The sequence below is a fragment of the Aliarcobacter butzleri genome (assembly GCF_900187115.1).
GTDB lineage: Bacteria > Campylobacterota > Campylobacteria > Campylobacterales > Arcobacteraceae > Aliarcobacter > Aliarcobacter butzleri.
Window position 1 is genome coordinate 607,538 of the sequence record NZ_LT906455.1, and the last position, 15,269, is coordinate 622,806.

Consider the following 15,269-nt stretch of genomic DNA (forward strand, 5'->3'; position numbering starts at 1 on the left):
ATCAATCCCTTAACATATTCAAAGCTTTTTTTAGTGCAGTTATAAGATTATCAACATCTACATAATCATTATAAAAAGAGATACTAACTCTTATTGTTCCTTTTATTCCAAGTTTTTTCATAATTGGTTGAGCACAGTGATGACCAACTCTTACTGCAACTTTCATCTTATCTAAAAGTATTCCAATATCATCGTGAACTATACCTTTGAAATTGAAACTTCTACTTCCTACACAATTTTCTAAATCATTATAAAATACAATATCAGGAAGTTTTGCTAGCTCTTCATCTAAATATTTAAAAACATTGTGTTCTATGCTTTGTATATTTTCATATTTTACATAATTTAAGTATTCTAAAGCTTTTCCAAATCCTATAACACCAGCTATATTTTGAGTTCCTGCTTCAAATTTATAAGGAGAATCAAGTAAAGTTGAACCACTAAAATCAACTTCGTGAATAGTTGCTCCTCCTGTTTGATATGGTTTTACACTTTTTAAATATTTTTCTTTTATATAAATTGCTCCAACTCCTGTTGGTGCAAAAGTTTTGTGTCCTGAAATTGCAAAAAAATCAACATCAAGTGCTTGTACATCAATACTTGTATGGGCTAAACTTTGAGCACCATCAATCATAACTATTGCACCATAAGAGTGTGCAAGTTTCGTAATAGCTTCTATATCATGGATTTTTCCAAAAGCATTTGAAATATGTGTGATACTTACAAAAGCATTTGGGTTTGCTTTTAAAAGTTCTTCAAAATGATTCATATCAAAATTTAAGTTATCATCACAATTTACAACTTCTAGTCCCAAACCTAAAGTTCTTCCTTGCATATGCCAAGGAACAATATTTGAGTGGTGCTCTAAACTTGAAATTATTACAGTTTTAAAATCTTTTGCAAATGAAGTTGCTATAAAATTTAAAGATTCTGTAACACCTTTTGTGAAGATGATTTCTTCTTTTTTAGAAGCATTAATAAACTCTTTTAATATTTTTCTAGTTTTTTCAAACTCTAAAGTTGCTTTGTTTGCATCACCAAAGTTACTTCTATGTGTATTTGAACAATAGTGCTCATAATACTCAACTTGCGAATCAATAACACTTTTAGGTTTTTGTGTTGTTGCTCCATTGTCTAAATATGTAGTTTTAGAATTTTGAAAATATGGAAAATCATTTTTAAACATATTTTTCCTTTTTATAGTTTTCTATAAACTCTTTTATTTTTTCATCTTTTATATTATCTTTGATTGAACTTTCAAATGCGTTAAGAAGCATATCATAAGCTTTTTCTTTTCTAATTCCTCTTGATTGAAGATATAAAAGTTGTTCTTCATTTAAAGTTCCAGTTGTTGTTCCATGACTTGCTTCTAGTTCATCTATATATATTTCAAGATGAGGTTGTGCAAAAATAGTTGCATCATCACTTAATAAAATTGTATTACAATTTTGAAATGCTTTCGTAAATTGTGCATTTTGATTTACAATAGATTTTATTTTTATAACAGCTCTTGATTTATCTTTTAAACTATTTTTATAATTTACAAAGCTTGTTGAATTTTTCTCATTGTGAATAGTTTTTACTAAAGTTGAAGTATTAGAACTATCTTTTAGTTTTGTTAAACCATTTAATTCATAATTTATAAACTCTTTATTTATGATATTTTCAAAGCTATTTACTATAAATCCTTCACCAAACTCAAAATTTGAGATTTCAAGATTTGAATTTTCATTTTGCTCACAAGAAGTAGCAAAAATCATAGAATTTGATAAATCTATATCTTGGATTTTTACATACTCTAAAGAAGCATTTTTTTCTAAAACTATATTTCTATTAACTGCAAAACAAGAGTTATTTGAACTATTTACAAAAAGCTCAATAATAGAAGCTTTGATATTTTCTTTTACTTCGATTCTAAGAGAATTTGTAAAAAAAGTTTCATCTTCTTTCATATTCTGAATTAAAATAATTGGTTCATTTATATCTTTGTCTATAACTAAAACTTTTTGGTTTTCATCAAAGTTTTTTACAATAGAAAATAAAATTGATTCATAAGAGTTTTCATCTTTTATTGTCTTTAGATTTTTATCAAATTCAAAACTTTTAACATTTTTAAAATCATAAGAGAATAGGGCTTCAAAATTTATTTTTAAAAACTCTTCATCTCTTTTTTTCGGAAGAGTGATTGTTTTTATTTCATCTATTTTCATCTTTTATTCCTATTGCTTCATAACCTTTTTCATCTAGTTCTAAAGCTAAGTTATAATCTCCTGTTTTTGCTATTTTTCCATCATTTAAAATATGAACAAAATCTGGTTTTATTAATTCAATTAATCTATCATAGTGAGTAATCATCAAAATAGAACGTTTTCCATCAAGCATAGAATTTATAACATTTGCAACAGTTTTAATAGCATCAACATCAAGTCCACTATCGATTTCATCAAGCATAATCAAATCAGGTTGCAACATAAGAAGCTGAACTAGTTCATTTCTTTTCTTTTCTCCTCCACTAAAACCATCATTTAAATCTCTTTGTAGAAGTTTTCTATCAATATTAAATTTTGCTGTTTCTTCTTTTATATGTTTTAAAAATTCCATTGCATCAATTGGTTCTAGTCCTTGGTAAACTCTTTTTTCATTTAAAGCTGTTTTTAAAAAATAGCTATTATTTACTCCTGGAACTTCAACTGGACTTTGAAAACTCATAAAAATACCTTCATTTGCTCTTTGTGCAACATCCATTTCAAGTAAGTTTTTATTTTTATAAGTGATTTTTCCTTCATTTACAACACAGTCATAATGAGCACTTAAAGTTTTTACTAAAGTTGATTTTCCTGCACCATTTGTTCCCATAAGAACATGAACTTCACCTTCATTTATCTCTAAATTTAGACCTTTTAAAATCTCTTTATCTTTTATACTAACTTTTAAATCTTCAATTTTTAATAATAATTTTTTACTCATAATTTACCCCACACTTCCTTCAAGTGATATATTTAATAACTCTTTTGCCTCCGCAGCAAACTCCATTGGTAACTCTTTTAAAACCTCTTTACAAAAACCATTTACTATCATAGCTATTGCATTTTCTTCATCAATTCCTCTTTGATTTAAGTAAAAAAGTTGTTCATCAGATATTTTTGAAGTTGTTGCTTCATGCTCTATATTTGCACTACTATTTCTTATTTCATGATATGGATATGTATGAGCTTGACATTTGTGTCCTATTAAAAGTGAGTCACACTCAGATATATTTCTTGCATTTTGTGCATTTTTTCCAACTTTTACAAGTCCTCTATATGCATTTACTCCATGCATTGCTGAAATACCTTTTGAAATAATAGTTGATTTTGTATTTTTTCCAAGATGAATCATTTTTGTTCCAGTATCTGCTTGTTGAGATTTTGAAGCAATTGCAACTGAATAAAATTCTCCAACACTATTATCTCCTTGAAGTACACAAGATGGATATTTCCAAGTTATAGCACTTCCAGTTTCAACTTGTGTCCAAGAGATTTTTGAATTATCTCCTTTACACAAACCTCTTTTAGTAACAAAGTTTAAGATTCCACCTTTTCCTTTATCATCTCCTGGAAACCAGTTTTGAATAGTTGAATATTTTATATGAGCATTTTTTAATGCACATAATTCAACAACTGCTGCGTGAAGTTGTCTTTCATCTCTTGTTGGAGCAGAACAACCTTCATTGTAAGATACATAACTATTTTCATCACAGATTATTAAAGTTCTTTCAAATTGTCCTGTATTTAAAGCATTTATTCTAAAATAAGTTGAAAGTTCCATTGGACATCTTGTATTTGGTGGAATATATACAAAACTTCCATCTGTAAATACTGCACTATTTAAACAGGAAAAATAATTGTCAACAGTTGGAACAACACTTGCTAAATAATTTTTTACAAGTTCTGGATATTTGTGTGCTGCTTCACTAATTGAACAAAATATAATTCCTAATTTTTCAAGTTCTTCTTGATAAGTTGTTTTTACAGAAACTGAATCAAATACTGCATCAACTGCAACACCAGCTAACTGTTTTTGCTCTTCAAGTGGAATTCCAAGTTTTTCATAAGTTTTTAAAATTTCTGGGTCAACTTCATCAAGTGAATTCAAAGCTTTTTTAGGTGCTGAATAATAAGCTATATCTTGGTAATCAATTTTTGGATATTTTAAATTCGCCCAAGTTGGCTCTTCCATTTTTAACCATTTTTCATAAGCTTTTAATCTAAAATCTAAAAGCCAAGAAGGCTCATCTTTTTTAGCACTAATTGCTCTTATAACATCCTCATTTAAACCTTTTTCAAATGTATCACTTTGAACTAAAGTTTCAAATCCTAATTTATACTCTTTGTTTATTACGTCATGTATTTGCTGATTGTCACTCATGACTACTCCATATTTCTTTTTTAAATAGGACAATTTATATCCTATTTAGAATATTATCATATTTAGTATACAATGTAAAGGCATATAATTCAATAAATCCTAAAATTTAATACTATTGATGATAAAATAATATCTTATTTTTATTTAGTGATTAATTAAGACAAATTTTATCCTATTTTAAATAGAATACAGAAATTTTTTATTAAATAGTATATTAGGAATTATAATAATGGAAGTTTATTTAGATAATAATGCAACAACAATGGTTGATCCAAAAGTTTATGAGGAGATGAAACCATTTTTTTGCGATATTTATGGAAATCCAAACTCTTTACATAAATTTGGAGCAGGAACTCATCCTAAAATGGTTGAAGCTTTAAACTTTTTGTACGAGGGTATAAATGCTGCTGATGAAGATGATGTTATTATTACTGCCAATGCAACAGAGAGTAATAATGCTGTTTTAAAAGGTATTTGGATAGATAAGATTTTAAATGGTGATAAAAAACATATTATAACTAGTGAAGTTGAACATCCATCAATCACAGCTGTTTGTAGATTTTTAGAAAAACAAGGCGTTAAAGTTACTTATTTAAAAGTAAATGAAGAGGGCGTTTTAGAAGCAAATGCAATAAAAAATGCTATAAAAGAAGATACAGCTTTAGTTTCAATTATGTGGGCAAATAATGAAACAGGAAAAATTTTCCCAATAAAAGAAATAGGTGCAATTTGTAAAGAAGCGGGTGTTGCTTTTCATACTGATGCAACTCAAGCTATTGGAAAAATTGTAGTTGATGTTCAAGATGTAAATGTAGATTATTTATCTTTTTCTGCGCACAAATTTCATGGGCCAAAAGGTGTTGGTGGATTGTATATAAGAAAAGGTTATGCTTTAACTCCTTTATTACATGGTGGTGAACAAATGGGTGGAAATAGAGCAGGAACAGTTGATGTAGCTTCAATGGTTGGTATGGGATGGGCTATGAAACTAGCAACTTCAACAATGGCATTAGCTTATGAAAAAAATCATGTTTCAAAATTAAGAGATAAATTAGAAAGTGCAATTTTAGAACTTCCTGAAACAGTAGTAATTGGTGGAAAAGAAAATCGTACTCCAAATACAACTTTAATTTCTATTCGAGGTGTTGAAGGTGAATCAATGCTTTGGGATTTAAATCAAGCAGGAATTGGAGCAAGTACTGGAAGTGCATGTGCTAGTGAAGATTTAGAAGCAAATCCAGTTATGAATGCATTTGGAAGTGATAGCGAATTAGCTCATACAGGAGTTAGATTTAGTTTAAGCAGATTTAATACAGAAGAACAAATAGATTATGCAATAGATGTTATTAAAAAAGCAGTTACTAGACTTAGACAAATATCAAGTTCTTATGCGTATACTCCATCATGTCATAAATCTGGTTTATAAAAATTTGAAGAATATTTAAAGGAAAATAAAATGGCAAAAAATAGTTTAATTAGTGGTTCAATTTGGGATGAATACTCAAATCAAGTAGTAAATAGAATGAATAATCCAAAACACCAAGGTGAAATTACAGAAGAAAGAGCGGCTGAACTTGGTGCAAGATTAATTGTTGCAGATTTTGGAGCAGAATCATGTGGTGATGCAGTTAGACTTTATTGGGCAGTAGATGAAAAAACGCACAAAATATTAGAATCAAAATTTAAATCTTTTGGATGTGGTACTGCTATTGCTTCAAGTGATGTTATGGCTGAACTTTGTATTGGAAAAACTGTTGATGAAGCTGTAAAAATTACAAATATTGATGTTGAATTTGCTTTAAGAGATAATCCAGAAACACCAGCTGTTCCACCTCAAAAAATGCACTGTTCCGTTATGGCTTATGATGTTATTAAAAAAGCAGCAGCAGAATATAAAGGTGTTGATATTGACTCTTTTGAAGAAGAACAAATTGTTTGTGAGTGTGCAAGAGTTTCATTAGCAACATTAAAAGAAGTTATTAGAATAAATGATTTAAAAACAGTTGAAGAAATAACTGATTACACAAAAGCTGGAGCATTTTGTAAATCATGTATTAGACCTGGTGGACATGAAGAAAAAGATATATATTTAGTTGATGTTTTAAGAGATGTAAGAGCAGAAATGGAACAAGAAAAACTTAAAAATGCTGCAAATGCAAGTGCTGCTGGAACTATATCTTTTAGTGAAATGACATTAGTTCAAAGAATAAAAGCAATTGATAGTGTTCTTGATGAAGATATTAGACCTATGCTTGTAATGGATGGTGGAAATATGGAAATTATTGATATAAAAGAAAATTTACCACATTATGATTTATATATTAGATATTTAGGTTCTTGTTCTGGTTGTGCTTCTGGAAGTACTGGAACTTTATATGCAATCGAGTCAATTTTACAACAAAAAATTGATGATAATATAAGAGTTTTACCAATTTAAGTAGATTATGTCTTAGTTTAGAAAGGGAAGTTACATTTGTAGCTTCCCTTTTTTATTGTTTTTGTATTATTAATTGTAGATTAAGTAATTTATATTATCATATTCAATAATCTTCAAAAAAGGATTTTATGTGTTTACTATATACAATAATGGTACAGTTGGATTTAGAAGTACATCAGACAATTTATATAATTTACAAACTGTTGAAGAAGCTGAACCTGTTAGATTTGAACCAAAAGATGGATTAGTTCAAGATTTTTCAAATGAGTTAAATAAACAACATAAACAAGATTTTTTAGAGTCTTATAAAAAGATAGCAAATCTTGATACTTTAGAACCAGTTTATCAAATAAAAGATATTATGACTAAAGATGTAATTTATATGGACAATAAATCAACGGTTGAAGATGTATATAATACTATTAGAAGTAAAAAAGTTCATCAAATCCCTATTACAGCTTTTGGCAAAAAAATAATCGGAATTGTAAACAAAAAAGTTATATTAAATCTTTTAATGAATGATATTGAAAACGCTCAAGAGATTTTGAAAAGAAAAATAGAAGACATTTATCTTCCTGAGATTTTAACAGCAGAACCAGAATCTGATGTTAGAAAAGTTGTTCAAATTATGCTTGATTTAAAACTTGATGCTATTCCAATAGTTGATGAAAATGATGTTTTGATGGGTATTGTTTCTAAAACAGATATTTTAAAAGCAGTTTCCCATCTTCCAAAATTGCAACTTTGGTCATAAATTACAACTCTATTTCATCATCAAAAATTACTTTATTTCTACCTTTATTTTTCGCTTTATAAAGTAATTTATCTGCACTAGCTTCTGCTTCAGCAAATGAGTGGTACTTATTTCTAAAAGCCACTCCAGCTGAAAATTCTATTTGTAATTGTTGAGTTTTATATATAAAAACATGATTTTGTAAAGCAGTTTTTACTCTTTTTATATATCTTTGGATTTCTGTTTCACTTTGATAATTTACAAGTGCAACAAACTCTTCCCCACCATATCGTGATATGATATCTTCTTTTCTAGTTAAATCTTTTAAAATTGTTGCAAAATTTTTTAATATTGCATCACCACAAGCATGACCATAAACATCATTTATATTTTTAAAATGGTCAATATCAATAAAAACTATCGCAAAATCTGAACCAAAAATAGTGAACTGTTTTTCTACTTTTTTCACTTCTTCTTGATAAGCTCTTCTATTTAGTAATGAAGTTAAAAAATCAAATTGTTGCTCTTCTTTTACTAAAATAAGTTCTTTTTGTAACTCTTCTATTTGTCTATTTAAAAATTTAAATTTTTCTATATTATTTGAAAGAATTTTATTATTTTCTTTTATTGAATTTTCTATTTTATATATTGTATCTATAAGTTTTTTTTGAACAACTCTTAACTCTCTATGCGAAGAGTTTGAAATATTTAGATTTATTAAATCATCTTTTATTCTTACAATTTCATCTGTTGAAGAATCACTATCATTTAAAGTTTTATCAAAATATCTACTCATCAAAGAAGTTAATTTTACAATATCGTTTGTTTTATCTTTTAAAACTTTTCTATCAGCATCAATTCTTTGACTTGCAAACTCTTTTAGTTTAAAAATAGTATTTTTATTTGTAAGTTTTTTAGGATTTTTCATAATTTCACAAATAAAATCTTCTATATTTTCTATGTAATCAAAATTTATAGAAGGAGTTAAAATATCATTAAAAACTTCAATTAATGCTTTTAGTTCTTCCGCAGTTGTTCTTTTTGTTAAAATACTAGATAATTTATTGAATGAATCAACTTTTAATTGGCTTTTTTCATCTGTTGTTAAAGAGTTTTTAATTTTATCAAAAAGTTTAAATTCATCTAATTTTATATCTAGAATATCAGCTTGCTTTTTAAATTCTATAAAATAATTTTCAGGAGTTGTCTCTAAATCCTGATTTTTTAATTCGGAAAGCGTATTTTTTGTTATCTCTTTAATATTTTCCATAAAGCAATTTAGCCTTTAAATTTATATTATAAACTTGTGTTATAATGATAACTTAATTTTTATTAGGAAAGCGAATGTCAAATCAAAATAATCAAAATAATCAAATTTTAAAAAATACAAATGCACAAATCTTAGATGAATTTAATGCTTCAATTATGTTTGATAAAGAACTTTATGCACAAGATATAAAAGGTTCTATTGCTCATTCAAAAATGTTAGCTTCTCAAGGTATCTTAACAAATGAAGAACAAAAAGCTATAGAAAAAGGACTTTTTCAAGTTAAAAGTGAAATTGAAAGTGGTGAATTTAAATTTTCTTTAGCTTATGAAGATATTCATATGGCAGTTGAAACTAGACTTACTGAAATTATTGGAGAGCCTGGAAAAAAACTTCATACAGCACGAAGTAGAAATGACCAAGTTTGTACAGATTTTACATTATATGTTCAAGATAAAACTTTGAGCATCAAAGAACAATTAAAAGAGTTGGTAGCAACTTTTGTTGATATTGCTAGTCTTCATACAACTACGCTAATTCCGGGAATGACACATTTACAACATGCACAACCGCTTAATTTTGGATTTCATTTATTAGCTTATGCAAATATGTTTAAAAGAGATTATGAAAGATTTGAAAGTTCTTTTGAAAGAAATAACTATTCTCCTTTAGGAAGTGCAGCACTTGCTGGAACTCCTCATAATATAAATAGAGAACTAACTGCACAAACTTTAGGATTTACTGCTCCAACTTTAAATGCTATGGATACAGTTTCAAATAGAGATTTTGCACTTGAAATTTTATTTAATATAAGTACAACTATGATGCATATTAGTAGAATTTCAGAAGAACTTATTTTATGGTCATCTTATGAATTCCAATTTGTAAGAATGAGTGACCAATACGCAACTACAAGCTCTATTATGCCACAAAAGAAAAATCCAGATGTTCCTGAATTATTAAGAGGAAAAACAGGTCGAGTTTATGGAAATTTAATTTCACTTTTAACAGTAATGAAAGGTTTACCATTAGCTTATAATAAAGATACGCAAGAGGATAAAGAAGGGGTTTTTGATTCAGTTAAAACTGTTGAAATTTCTATTTCAATTTTAAATGAAGTTATCAAAACAATGATAGTAAATGTAGATAAAATGCAAAATGCTTGCAAAATAGGTCACTTAACAGCGACTGATTTAGCTGATTATTTAGTTCAAAAACAAAATATGCCATTTAGAACTGCTTATTATATTACAAAAGATGTTGTTGCTCTTGCAAATAGTTTAAATAAAGATATTAGTGAACTTTCAATTGATGAAATTAGAAAAGCAAATGATGAGTTAAAAAATATAAATGAAGATATCGTTTTATATTTAGATTTAAAAAATTCAATGAATGCTAGAAACTCTTTTGGGGGAACATCAACAAAACAAACAGAAAGTCAAATAGAATATTTTAAAAAGTGGCTAGAGAATAAATAGAAATAAGATGAGAAAAAACTCATCTTATAAGAAATCTTTTTGTTAGGTCATATAAAGTTGAAATGTCAGTTTTCCCAACAAATCCATCAACTCCAATTTGGTTCATTTTCCCTCTTACTGCATCTGTTGTCATAGATGAATTTACAACTACAGGAATGTGAGAATATTTACTGTTATTTTTGATAAATGAAGCTACTTGATAACCATCAGTTCCAGGCATTTCAATATCTGTAACTACCATCCCAACTTCAGAAGGATTTAACTCTTCTAATCTTGAAATTAAAAGTCCACCATTTGCATAAACTTCATATTTAACTCCAGTTTTTTGGAAGAATTTAGTTAAAACTTCTCTTGCAACTCCAGAGTCTTCAGCAGCTAAAACTACTTTATTTGAGTGTAGTTCTTCTCCGACATATTTTCTAACATCATCATCTCCATCATCTGTCCATTTAATGTCTCTTAAAAGTTGTTCAGCATTAAATACAGTACATAACTCATCTTTGTTATTTACTTTAACATAAGTTGTATATGTGATTTTAGAGTTTGTTTCTTCTGTATGTCTTAAATCTTGAGTTGTTTTTTCAACTATATCAAGCATATCTTTAACTAAAAAACCAATTTTTTTATGATTGAATTCACAAAAAATAATTAGTTTGTAATCTCTAACATCTAAAGCTTTTAATCCAAGCCAAGCGTCAAGATTGATTAACGTTACAGGTTCACCTCTAATTGTCGCAATTCCTGCGATTATATCTGAATCTTTAGGTGTATCATTTATCGCCACCTCTTCAGTTATTATAAAAGCTTTAACTTTTGCTATATTAATTGCGTAAATATTATTATGACCAGTGTAAAATACTGCTAATTGCTGAACATTTCTCAAATGTCCTTGTGTCATTTGTTCAACACTACCACTAATACCGCTCATGAAAATCCTTTATCGTGTAAGTTAATTATTATATAATTTTAAAACTTTAACTAATCTTTAGCTTTTTTCATTTTTTTTAATAGTTTCTGAACTGTTACAGATGCCATCATTAACCCAAAAGAAGCAGTAACTCCTTCAAAACTTCCTTTTTCTACACATAAAGGAACTTCTGATGAAAAGACAACTTTAAACTTCTTTTTAAAGCCTTGATTTTTTAATTCAGTTCTTACTTTTTTTATAAATTGGTCGTTATAAGTATCCCAAATAGATATATATTCAAGTTTAGTAGCATCTATTCTTTTTGCTCCTCCACTTGTACTTATAACTTTTGTAAAATGCTTTTTAATCAAATGAACTTTAGGTTTTATATCATCAATTGCATCTAAAATATAATCATAAGATGAAAAATCGAAGTTATCAATCCATTCAGGAGTAACTTTTACATGAATTGGAGTAACTTCTGGATATTTTTCTTTTAAAACTTCAACTTTTATTCTTCCTATATTTCCGTGGCTTCCCAATTGTCTATTCATATTTGAATCTTCATAAGTATCAAAATCAACTATTGTGATATTTGTAATTCCAGTATTGTAAAGTGCATCAAGAGCAAAACTTCCAATTCCCCCAACACCAAATAATATTAACTTTACATCTTTAAACTTATCAAATGTTTCTTGTCCAAATAGTTTTATTGTTCTATCATATTTCATACTAAACTTCTTCTTTACAAATTTTTGGCTATTATATCACAAATATATTTATTGGAGATGTGATGGAAAAGGAACCAATGACCCTAGCAGGTTATAATAAAGTAACAGCAGAATTAGATTTTTTGAAAAAAACAGAAAGACCTGAAACTGTAATTGCATTAGATGAAGCTAGACAGTTAGGCGATTTAAAAGAAAATGCCGAATATCACTCTGCAAAAGAAAAATTAAAGTTAATTGACATTCAAATTGCAGAGTTAAATGCAGTAATTTCAAAGGCAGTTATTATTGATCCAACAACTTTACCTCATGATAGAGTAAGTTTTGGGTCAACTATTGACTTAGTTGATGTCGATACAGATGAAGAATTTACTTACACAATAGTTGGTGGAGTAGAATCAAGTGCTGAAAAAGGAATGATATCTTTTAATTCACCTTTAGCAAAACAACTTATGGGAAAAGAAGCAGGTGATGAATTAAACGCAACACTTCCTGGCGGAGCTAAAACTTTTGAAATCTTAAAAGTTTACTACAAAGAGATAAGTTTATAAAGAAAATAGCCGATGAATCTTCAAATTAAAGATGAGGCTATTTTTGTAGCTGATTCTCACTTCAATCAAAAAAATCAAGAGTTTTTACAATTATTAAAAAAAATTGAAAATAAAGAGATAAATATTTCGCAACTTTTTTTAATGGGTGATATTTTTGATTTCTTATCATGTGAATGTAAATATTTTATAAAACAAAATATTGAAGTTATAACTCTTTTGAATAAATTATCTAATGATATAGAAATTATTTACTTAGAAGGAAACCACGATTTTAATCTACAAAATCTTTTTTCAAATATAAAAGTAATAAAAAGAGAGAATCAACCTTTTTTTGTAAAAATAGAAGAAAAAAAAGTTGCTTTATCTCATGGAGATAATTTTTTAGATTGGAAATATGAACTATTTTGTAAACTAATAAGAAATAGTATATTTTTAAAGTTTATGAATTTTATAGATATAAATTTTTTTATTTCAAAAAAACTTGAACAAGCTTTATTAAACAAAAACATTTGTCATAATATTTTAAACTTCGAGAATATTGTAGAAAAAAGAGTAAAAAATTATAGTGATGATATTATTATCGAAGGACATTATCATCAAGGTAAAACTCTAATTTTTAAAAATCAAAAATATATAAATATTGCATCTCTTTGTTGTCAAAAAGAGTATTTAAGATTTAAAAATGATGAATTTATAAAAGAAATGATTTAAAAGGATAATTTTTGGCAAAATTTAAAGTAGTAAGTGATTATGAACCAAGTGGAGATCAACCAAAAGCTATAGAAGCATTAAGTAGCTCAATAAAAGCTGGTAATCAATACAACACACTTTTAGGAGTAACTGGAAGTGGTAAAACTTATACTATTGCAAAAGTTATAGAAAAAGTTCAAAAGCCAACTTTGATTATGACACATAATAAAACTTTGGCTGCTCAGTTATACTCAGAGTTTAAACAATTTTTCCCAAATAATCATGTTGAATATTTTATATCTTACTACGATTATTATCAACCAGAAGCTTATATTCCAAGAAGCGATTTGTTTATAGAAAAAGATAGTTCAATAAATGATGAACTTGAAAGATTAAGACTTAGTGCAACTGCTTCACTTTTATCATTTGATGATGTAATTGTAATTGCTTCAGTATCAGCAAATTATGGTTTGGGAAATCCAAGCGAATATAAAGCGATGGTTCAAAGAGTTGAAGTTGGATTTAATTATTCTCAAAAAGAGTTTTTATTAAAACTAATAGAAATGGGATATAAAAGAAATGATAAATTTTTTGATAGAGCAGATTTTAGAGTAAATGGAGATGTAATAGATATTTTTCCAGCATATTTTGAAGATGAATTTATAAGGGTTGAGTTTTTTGGTGATGAGGTTGAATCTATTACAAAACACGAATATATAACAAATACAAAAACAAAAGATTTAAATGAAGTAATTATTTATTCAGTAAATCCTTTCGTTGTAACACAAGAAAATCTTGGTCGTGCTGTAAAAGAAATCGAAGAAGAGTTAGAGCGAAGACTTGATTTTTTCCAAAAAGAGCAAAAACTTGTTGAGTATCAAAGACTTAAACAAAGAGTTGAGTTTGATTTAGAGATGATTGAAGGAACTGGAATGTGTAAAGGAATAGAAAACTATGCACGACATTTAACAGGTCAAAAAGCTGGAGAAACTCCATACTCTCTTTTAGATTATTTTGAACAAATGGATGAAGATTTTTTACTTGTTGTTGATGAATCACACGTATCTTTACCACAATTTCGTGGAATGCATGCAGCTGATAGAAGCCGAAAAGAAGTTTTAGTTGAGTATGGATTTAGACTTCCAAGCGCACTTGATAATAGACCACTTAAATTTGATGAATTTATCAACAAAGCACCACATTATGTATTTGTAAGTGCAACTCCAAATGAACTTGAACTTGAAATGAGTTCAGTTGTTGCTGAACAAATTATAAGACCAACAGGATTACTTGACCCAATTATCGACATAATAGATAGTGAATTTCAAGTTGAAAAACTACATGATGAGATAAAAAAAGTAATAGCAAAAAATGAAAGAGTTTTAGTAACAGTTTTAACTAAAAAAATGGCAGAAGAACTTGCTTCTTATTATGCTGATTTAGGAATAAAAGTAAAATATATGCACTCTGAAATTGATGCAATTGAAAGAAATCAAATCATAAGAGAGTTGAGACTTGGAACATTTGATGTATTAATTGGTATCAATCTTTTAAGAGAAGGTTTAGATATTCCAGAAACTTCACTTGTTGCAATTCTAGATGCTGATAAAGAAGGATTTCTAAGAAGTAAAACTTCTCTTATTCAAACAATTGGAAGAGCTGCTAGAAATGAAAATGGAAGAGTTATTTTATTTGCTAAAAGAATTACAGCCTCAATGCAATTTGCAATTGATGAGACAAATAGAAGAAGAAAACTTCAAGAAGAGTTTAATAAAGAGCACAATATTACTCCAAAATCTACAAAAAGAAAACTTGATGAAAATCTAAAACTTGAGGAGTATGATGATGTTGCTTGGAAAAAACAAAAACTAGAAAAAATGCCAGCAAGTGAGCGTAAAAAAATCTTAATAGAGTTAAATAAACAGATGAAAAAAGCTGCGAGTGATTTGAACTTTGAAGAAGCAATACGATTAAGAGATGAAATCGCAAAAATAAAAGATATCTAAGATAAAAGTTTCTTATAATAAATATTTATAATTATTATTAAATTAAGAATTTATTAAGTAAAATA

The 15,269-nt window shown here is 27.5% G+C and carries 14 protein-coding genes; 7 read left to right on the forward strand and 7 right to left on the reverse strand.

The window, feature by feature from the left end:
- Nucleotide 1: 1 nt before the first annotated feature.
- The 4 genes from CKV87_RS03045 to sufB are packed head-to-tail and all read right to left on the reverse strand — an operon-like array spanning nt 2 to nt 4,407.
- On the reverse strand, nt 2-1,186 hold the full coding sequence (locus CKV87_RS03045) for an aminotransferase class V-fold PLP-dependent enzyme (RefSeq protein WP_012012389.1): 1,185 nt from the start codon (nt 1,184-1,186) through the stop codon (nt 2-4).
- Nucleotides 1,179-2,210, reverse strand: a complete 1,032-nt coding sequence (locus tag CKV87_RS03050; protein ID WP_012012390.1) for a SufB/SufD family protein — start codon at nt 2,208-2,210, stop codon at nt 1,179-1,181. The genes CKV87_RS03045 and CKV87_RS03050 overlap by 8 nt, the downstream gene beginning before the upstream one ends.
- Complete coding sequence (gene sufC, locus CKV87_RS03055) at nt 2,197-2,967, reverse strand: Fe-S cluster assembly ATPase SufC (protein WP_004510662.1); 771 nt, start codon at nt 2,965-2,967, stop codon at nt 2,197-2,199. The genes CKV87_RS03050 and sufC overlap by 14 nt, the downstream gene beginning before the upstream one ends.
- 3 nt (nt 2,968-2,970) lie before the next feature.
- Nucleotides 2,971-4,407, reverse strand: a complete 1,437-nt coding sequence (gene sufB, locus CKV87_RS03060; RefSeq protein ID WP_004510663.1) for a Fe-S cluster assembly protein SufB — start codon at nt 4,405-4,407, stop codon at nt 2,971-2,973.
- A gap of 229 nt (nt 4,408-4,636) precedes the next feature.
- On the opposite strand from sufB, the gene CKV87_RS03065 reads away from it, so the two are divergent.
- From CKV87_RS03065 to CKV87_RS03075, 3 genes are all read left to right on the forward strand, one after another.
- Nucleotides 4,637-5,833, forward strand: coding sequence for a NifS family cysteine desulfurase (locus CKV87_RS03065; protein ID WP_004510664.1), 1,197 nt, complete (start codon nt 4,637-4,639; stop codon nt 5,831-5,833).
- A 30-nt stretch (nt 5,834-5,863) separates the two neighbouring features.
- On the forward strand, nt 5,864-6,844 hold the full coding sequence (locus tag CKV87_RS03070) for an iron-sulfur cluster assembly scaffold protein NifU (RefSeq protein ID WP_012012392.1): 981 nt from the start codon (nt 5,864-5,866) through the stop codon (nt 6,842-6,844).
- A 130-nt stretch (nt 6,845-6,974) separates the two neighbouring features.
- Nucleotides 6,975-7,598 carry a CBS domain-containing protein gene (locus CKV87_RS03075; RefSeq protein WP_012012393.1) on the forward strand — a complete coding sequence of 208 codons (624 nt, stop codon included), beginning with the start codon at nt 6,975-6,977 and terminating at the stop codon, nt 7,596-7,598.
- A gap of 1 nt (nt 7,599) precedes the next feature.
- Here CKV87_RS03075 and CKV87_RS03080 read toward each other — a convergent pair whose 3' ends face one another.
- Entirely contained in the window at nt 7,600-8,847 is a 1,248-nt protein-coding gene (locus CKV87_RS03080) for a GGDEF domain-containing protein (protein ID WP_012012394.1), read from the reverse strand.
- Between the two features lie 74 nt (nt 8,848-8,921).
- Here CKV87_RS03080 and argH point away from each other — a divergent pair, with 74 nt between their 5' ends.
- Nucleotides 8,922-10,322 carry an argininosuccinate lyase gene (gene argH, locus CKV87_RS03085; RefSeq protein WP_012012395.1) on the forward strand — a complete coding sequence of 467 codons (1,401 nt, stop codon included), beginning with the start codon at nt 8,922-8,924 and terminating at the stop codon, nt 10,320-10,322.
- Nucleotides 10,323-10,341: 19 nt separating this feature from the next.
- Here argH and CKV87_RS03090 read toward each other — a convergent pair whose 3' ends face one another.
- A complete protein-coding gene (locus CKV87_RS03090; RefSeq protein WP_012012396.1) occupies nt 10,342-11,250 on the reverse strand; it encodes a chemotaxis protein CheV in 909 nt (302 codons plus the stop codon).
- Nucleotides 11,251-11,300: 50 nt separating this feature from the next.
- Entirely contained in the window at nt 11,301-11,960 is a 660-nt protein-coding gene (locus CKV87_RS03095; RefSeq protein WP_004510670.1) for a tRNA threonylcarbamoyladenosine dehydratase, read from the reverse strand.
- Between the two features lie 62 nt (nt 11,961-12,022).
- Here CKV87_RS03095 and greA point away from each other — a divergent pair, with 62 nt between their 5' ends.
- From greA to uvrB, 3 genes are read left to right on the forward strand one after another with little or no spacing between them, the layout of a single operon-like run.
- Nucleotides 12,023-12,508: a transcription elongation factor GreA gene (gene greA / locus CKV87_RS03100; RefSeq protein ID WP_004510671.1), complete on the forward strand. Its 486-nt coding sequence runs from the start codon at nt 12,023-12,025 to the stop codon at nt 12,506-12,508.
- 12 nt (nt 12,509-12,520) lie between these two features.
- Nucleotides 12,521-13,219 (forward strand): UDP-2,3-diacylglucosamine diphosphatase, encoded by a 699-nt coding sequence (locus CKV87_RS03105; RefSeq protein ID WP_012012397.1) that lies wholly within the window; start codon nt 12,521-12,523, stop codon nt 13,217-13,219.
- Between the two features lie 11 nt (nt 13,220-13,230).
- Nucleotides 13,231-15,204 (forward strand): excinuclease ABC subunit UvrB, encoded by a 1,974-nt coding sequence (uvrB, locus tag CKV87_RS03110; RefSeq protein WP_012012398.1) that lies wholly within the window; start codon nt 13,231-13,233, stop codon nt 15,202-15,204.
- Nucleotides 15,205-15,269: the final 65 nt, after the last annotated feature.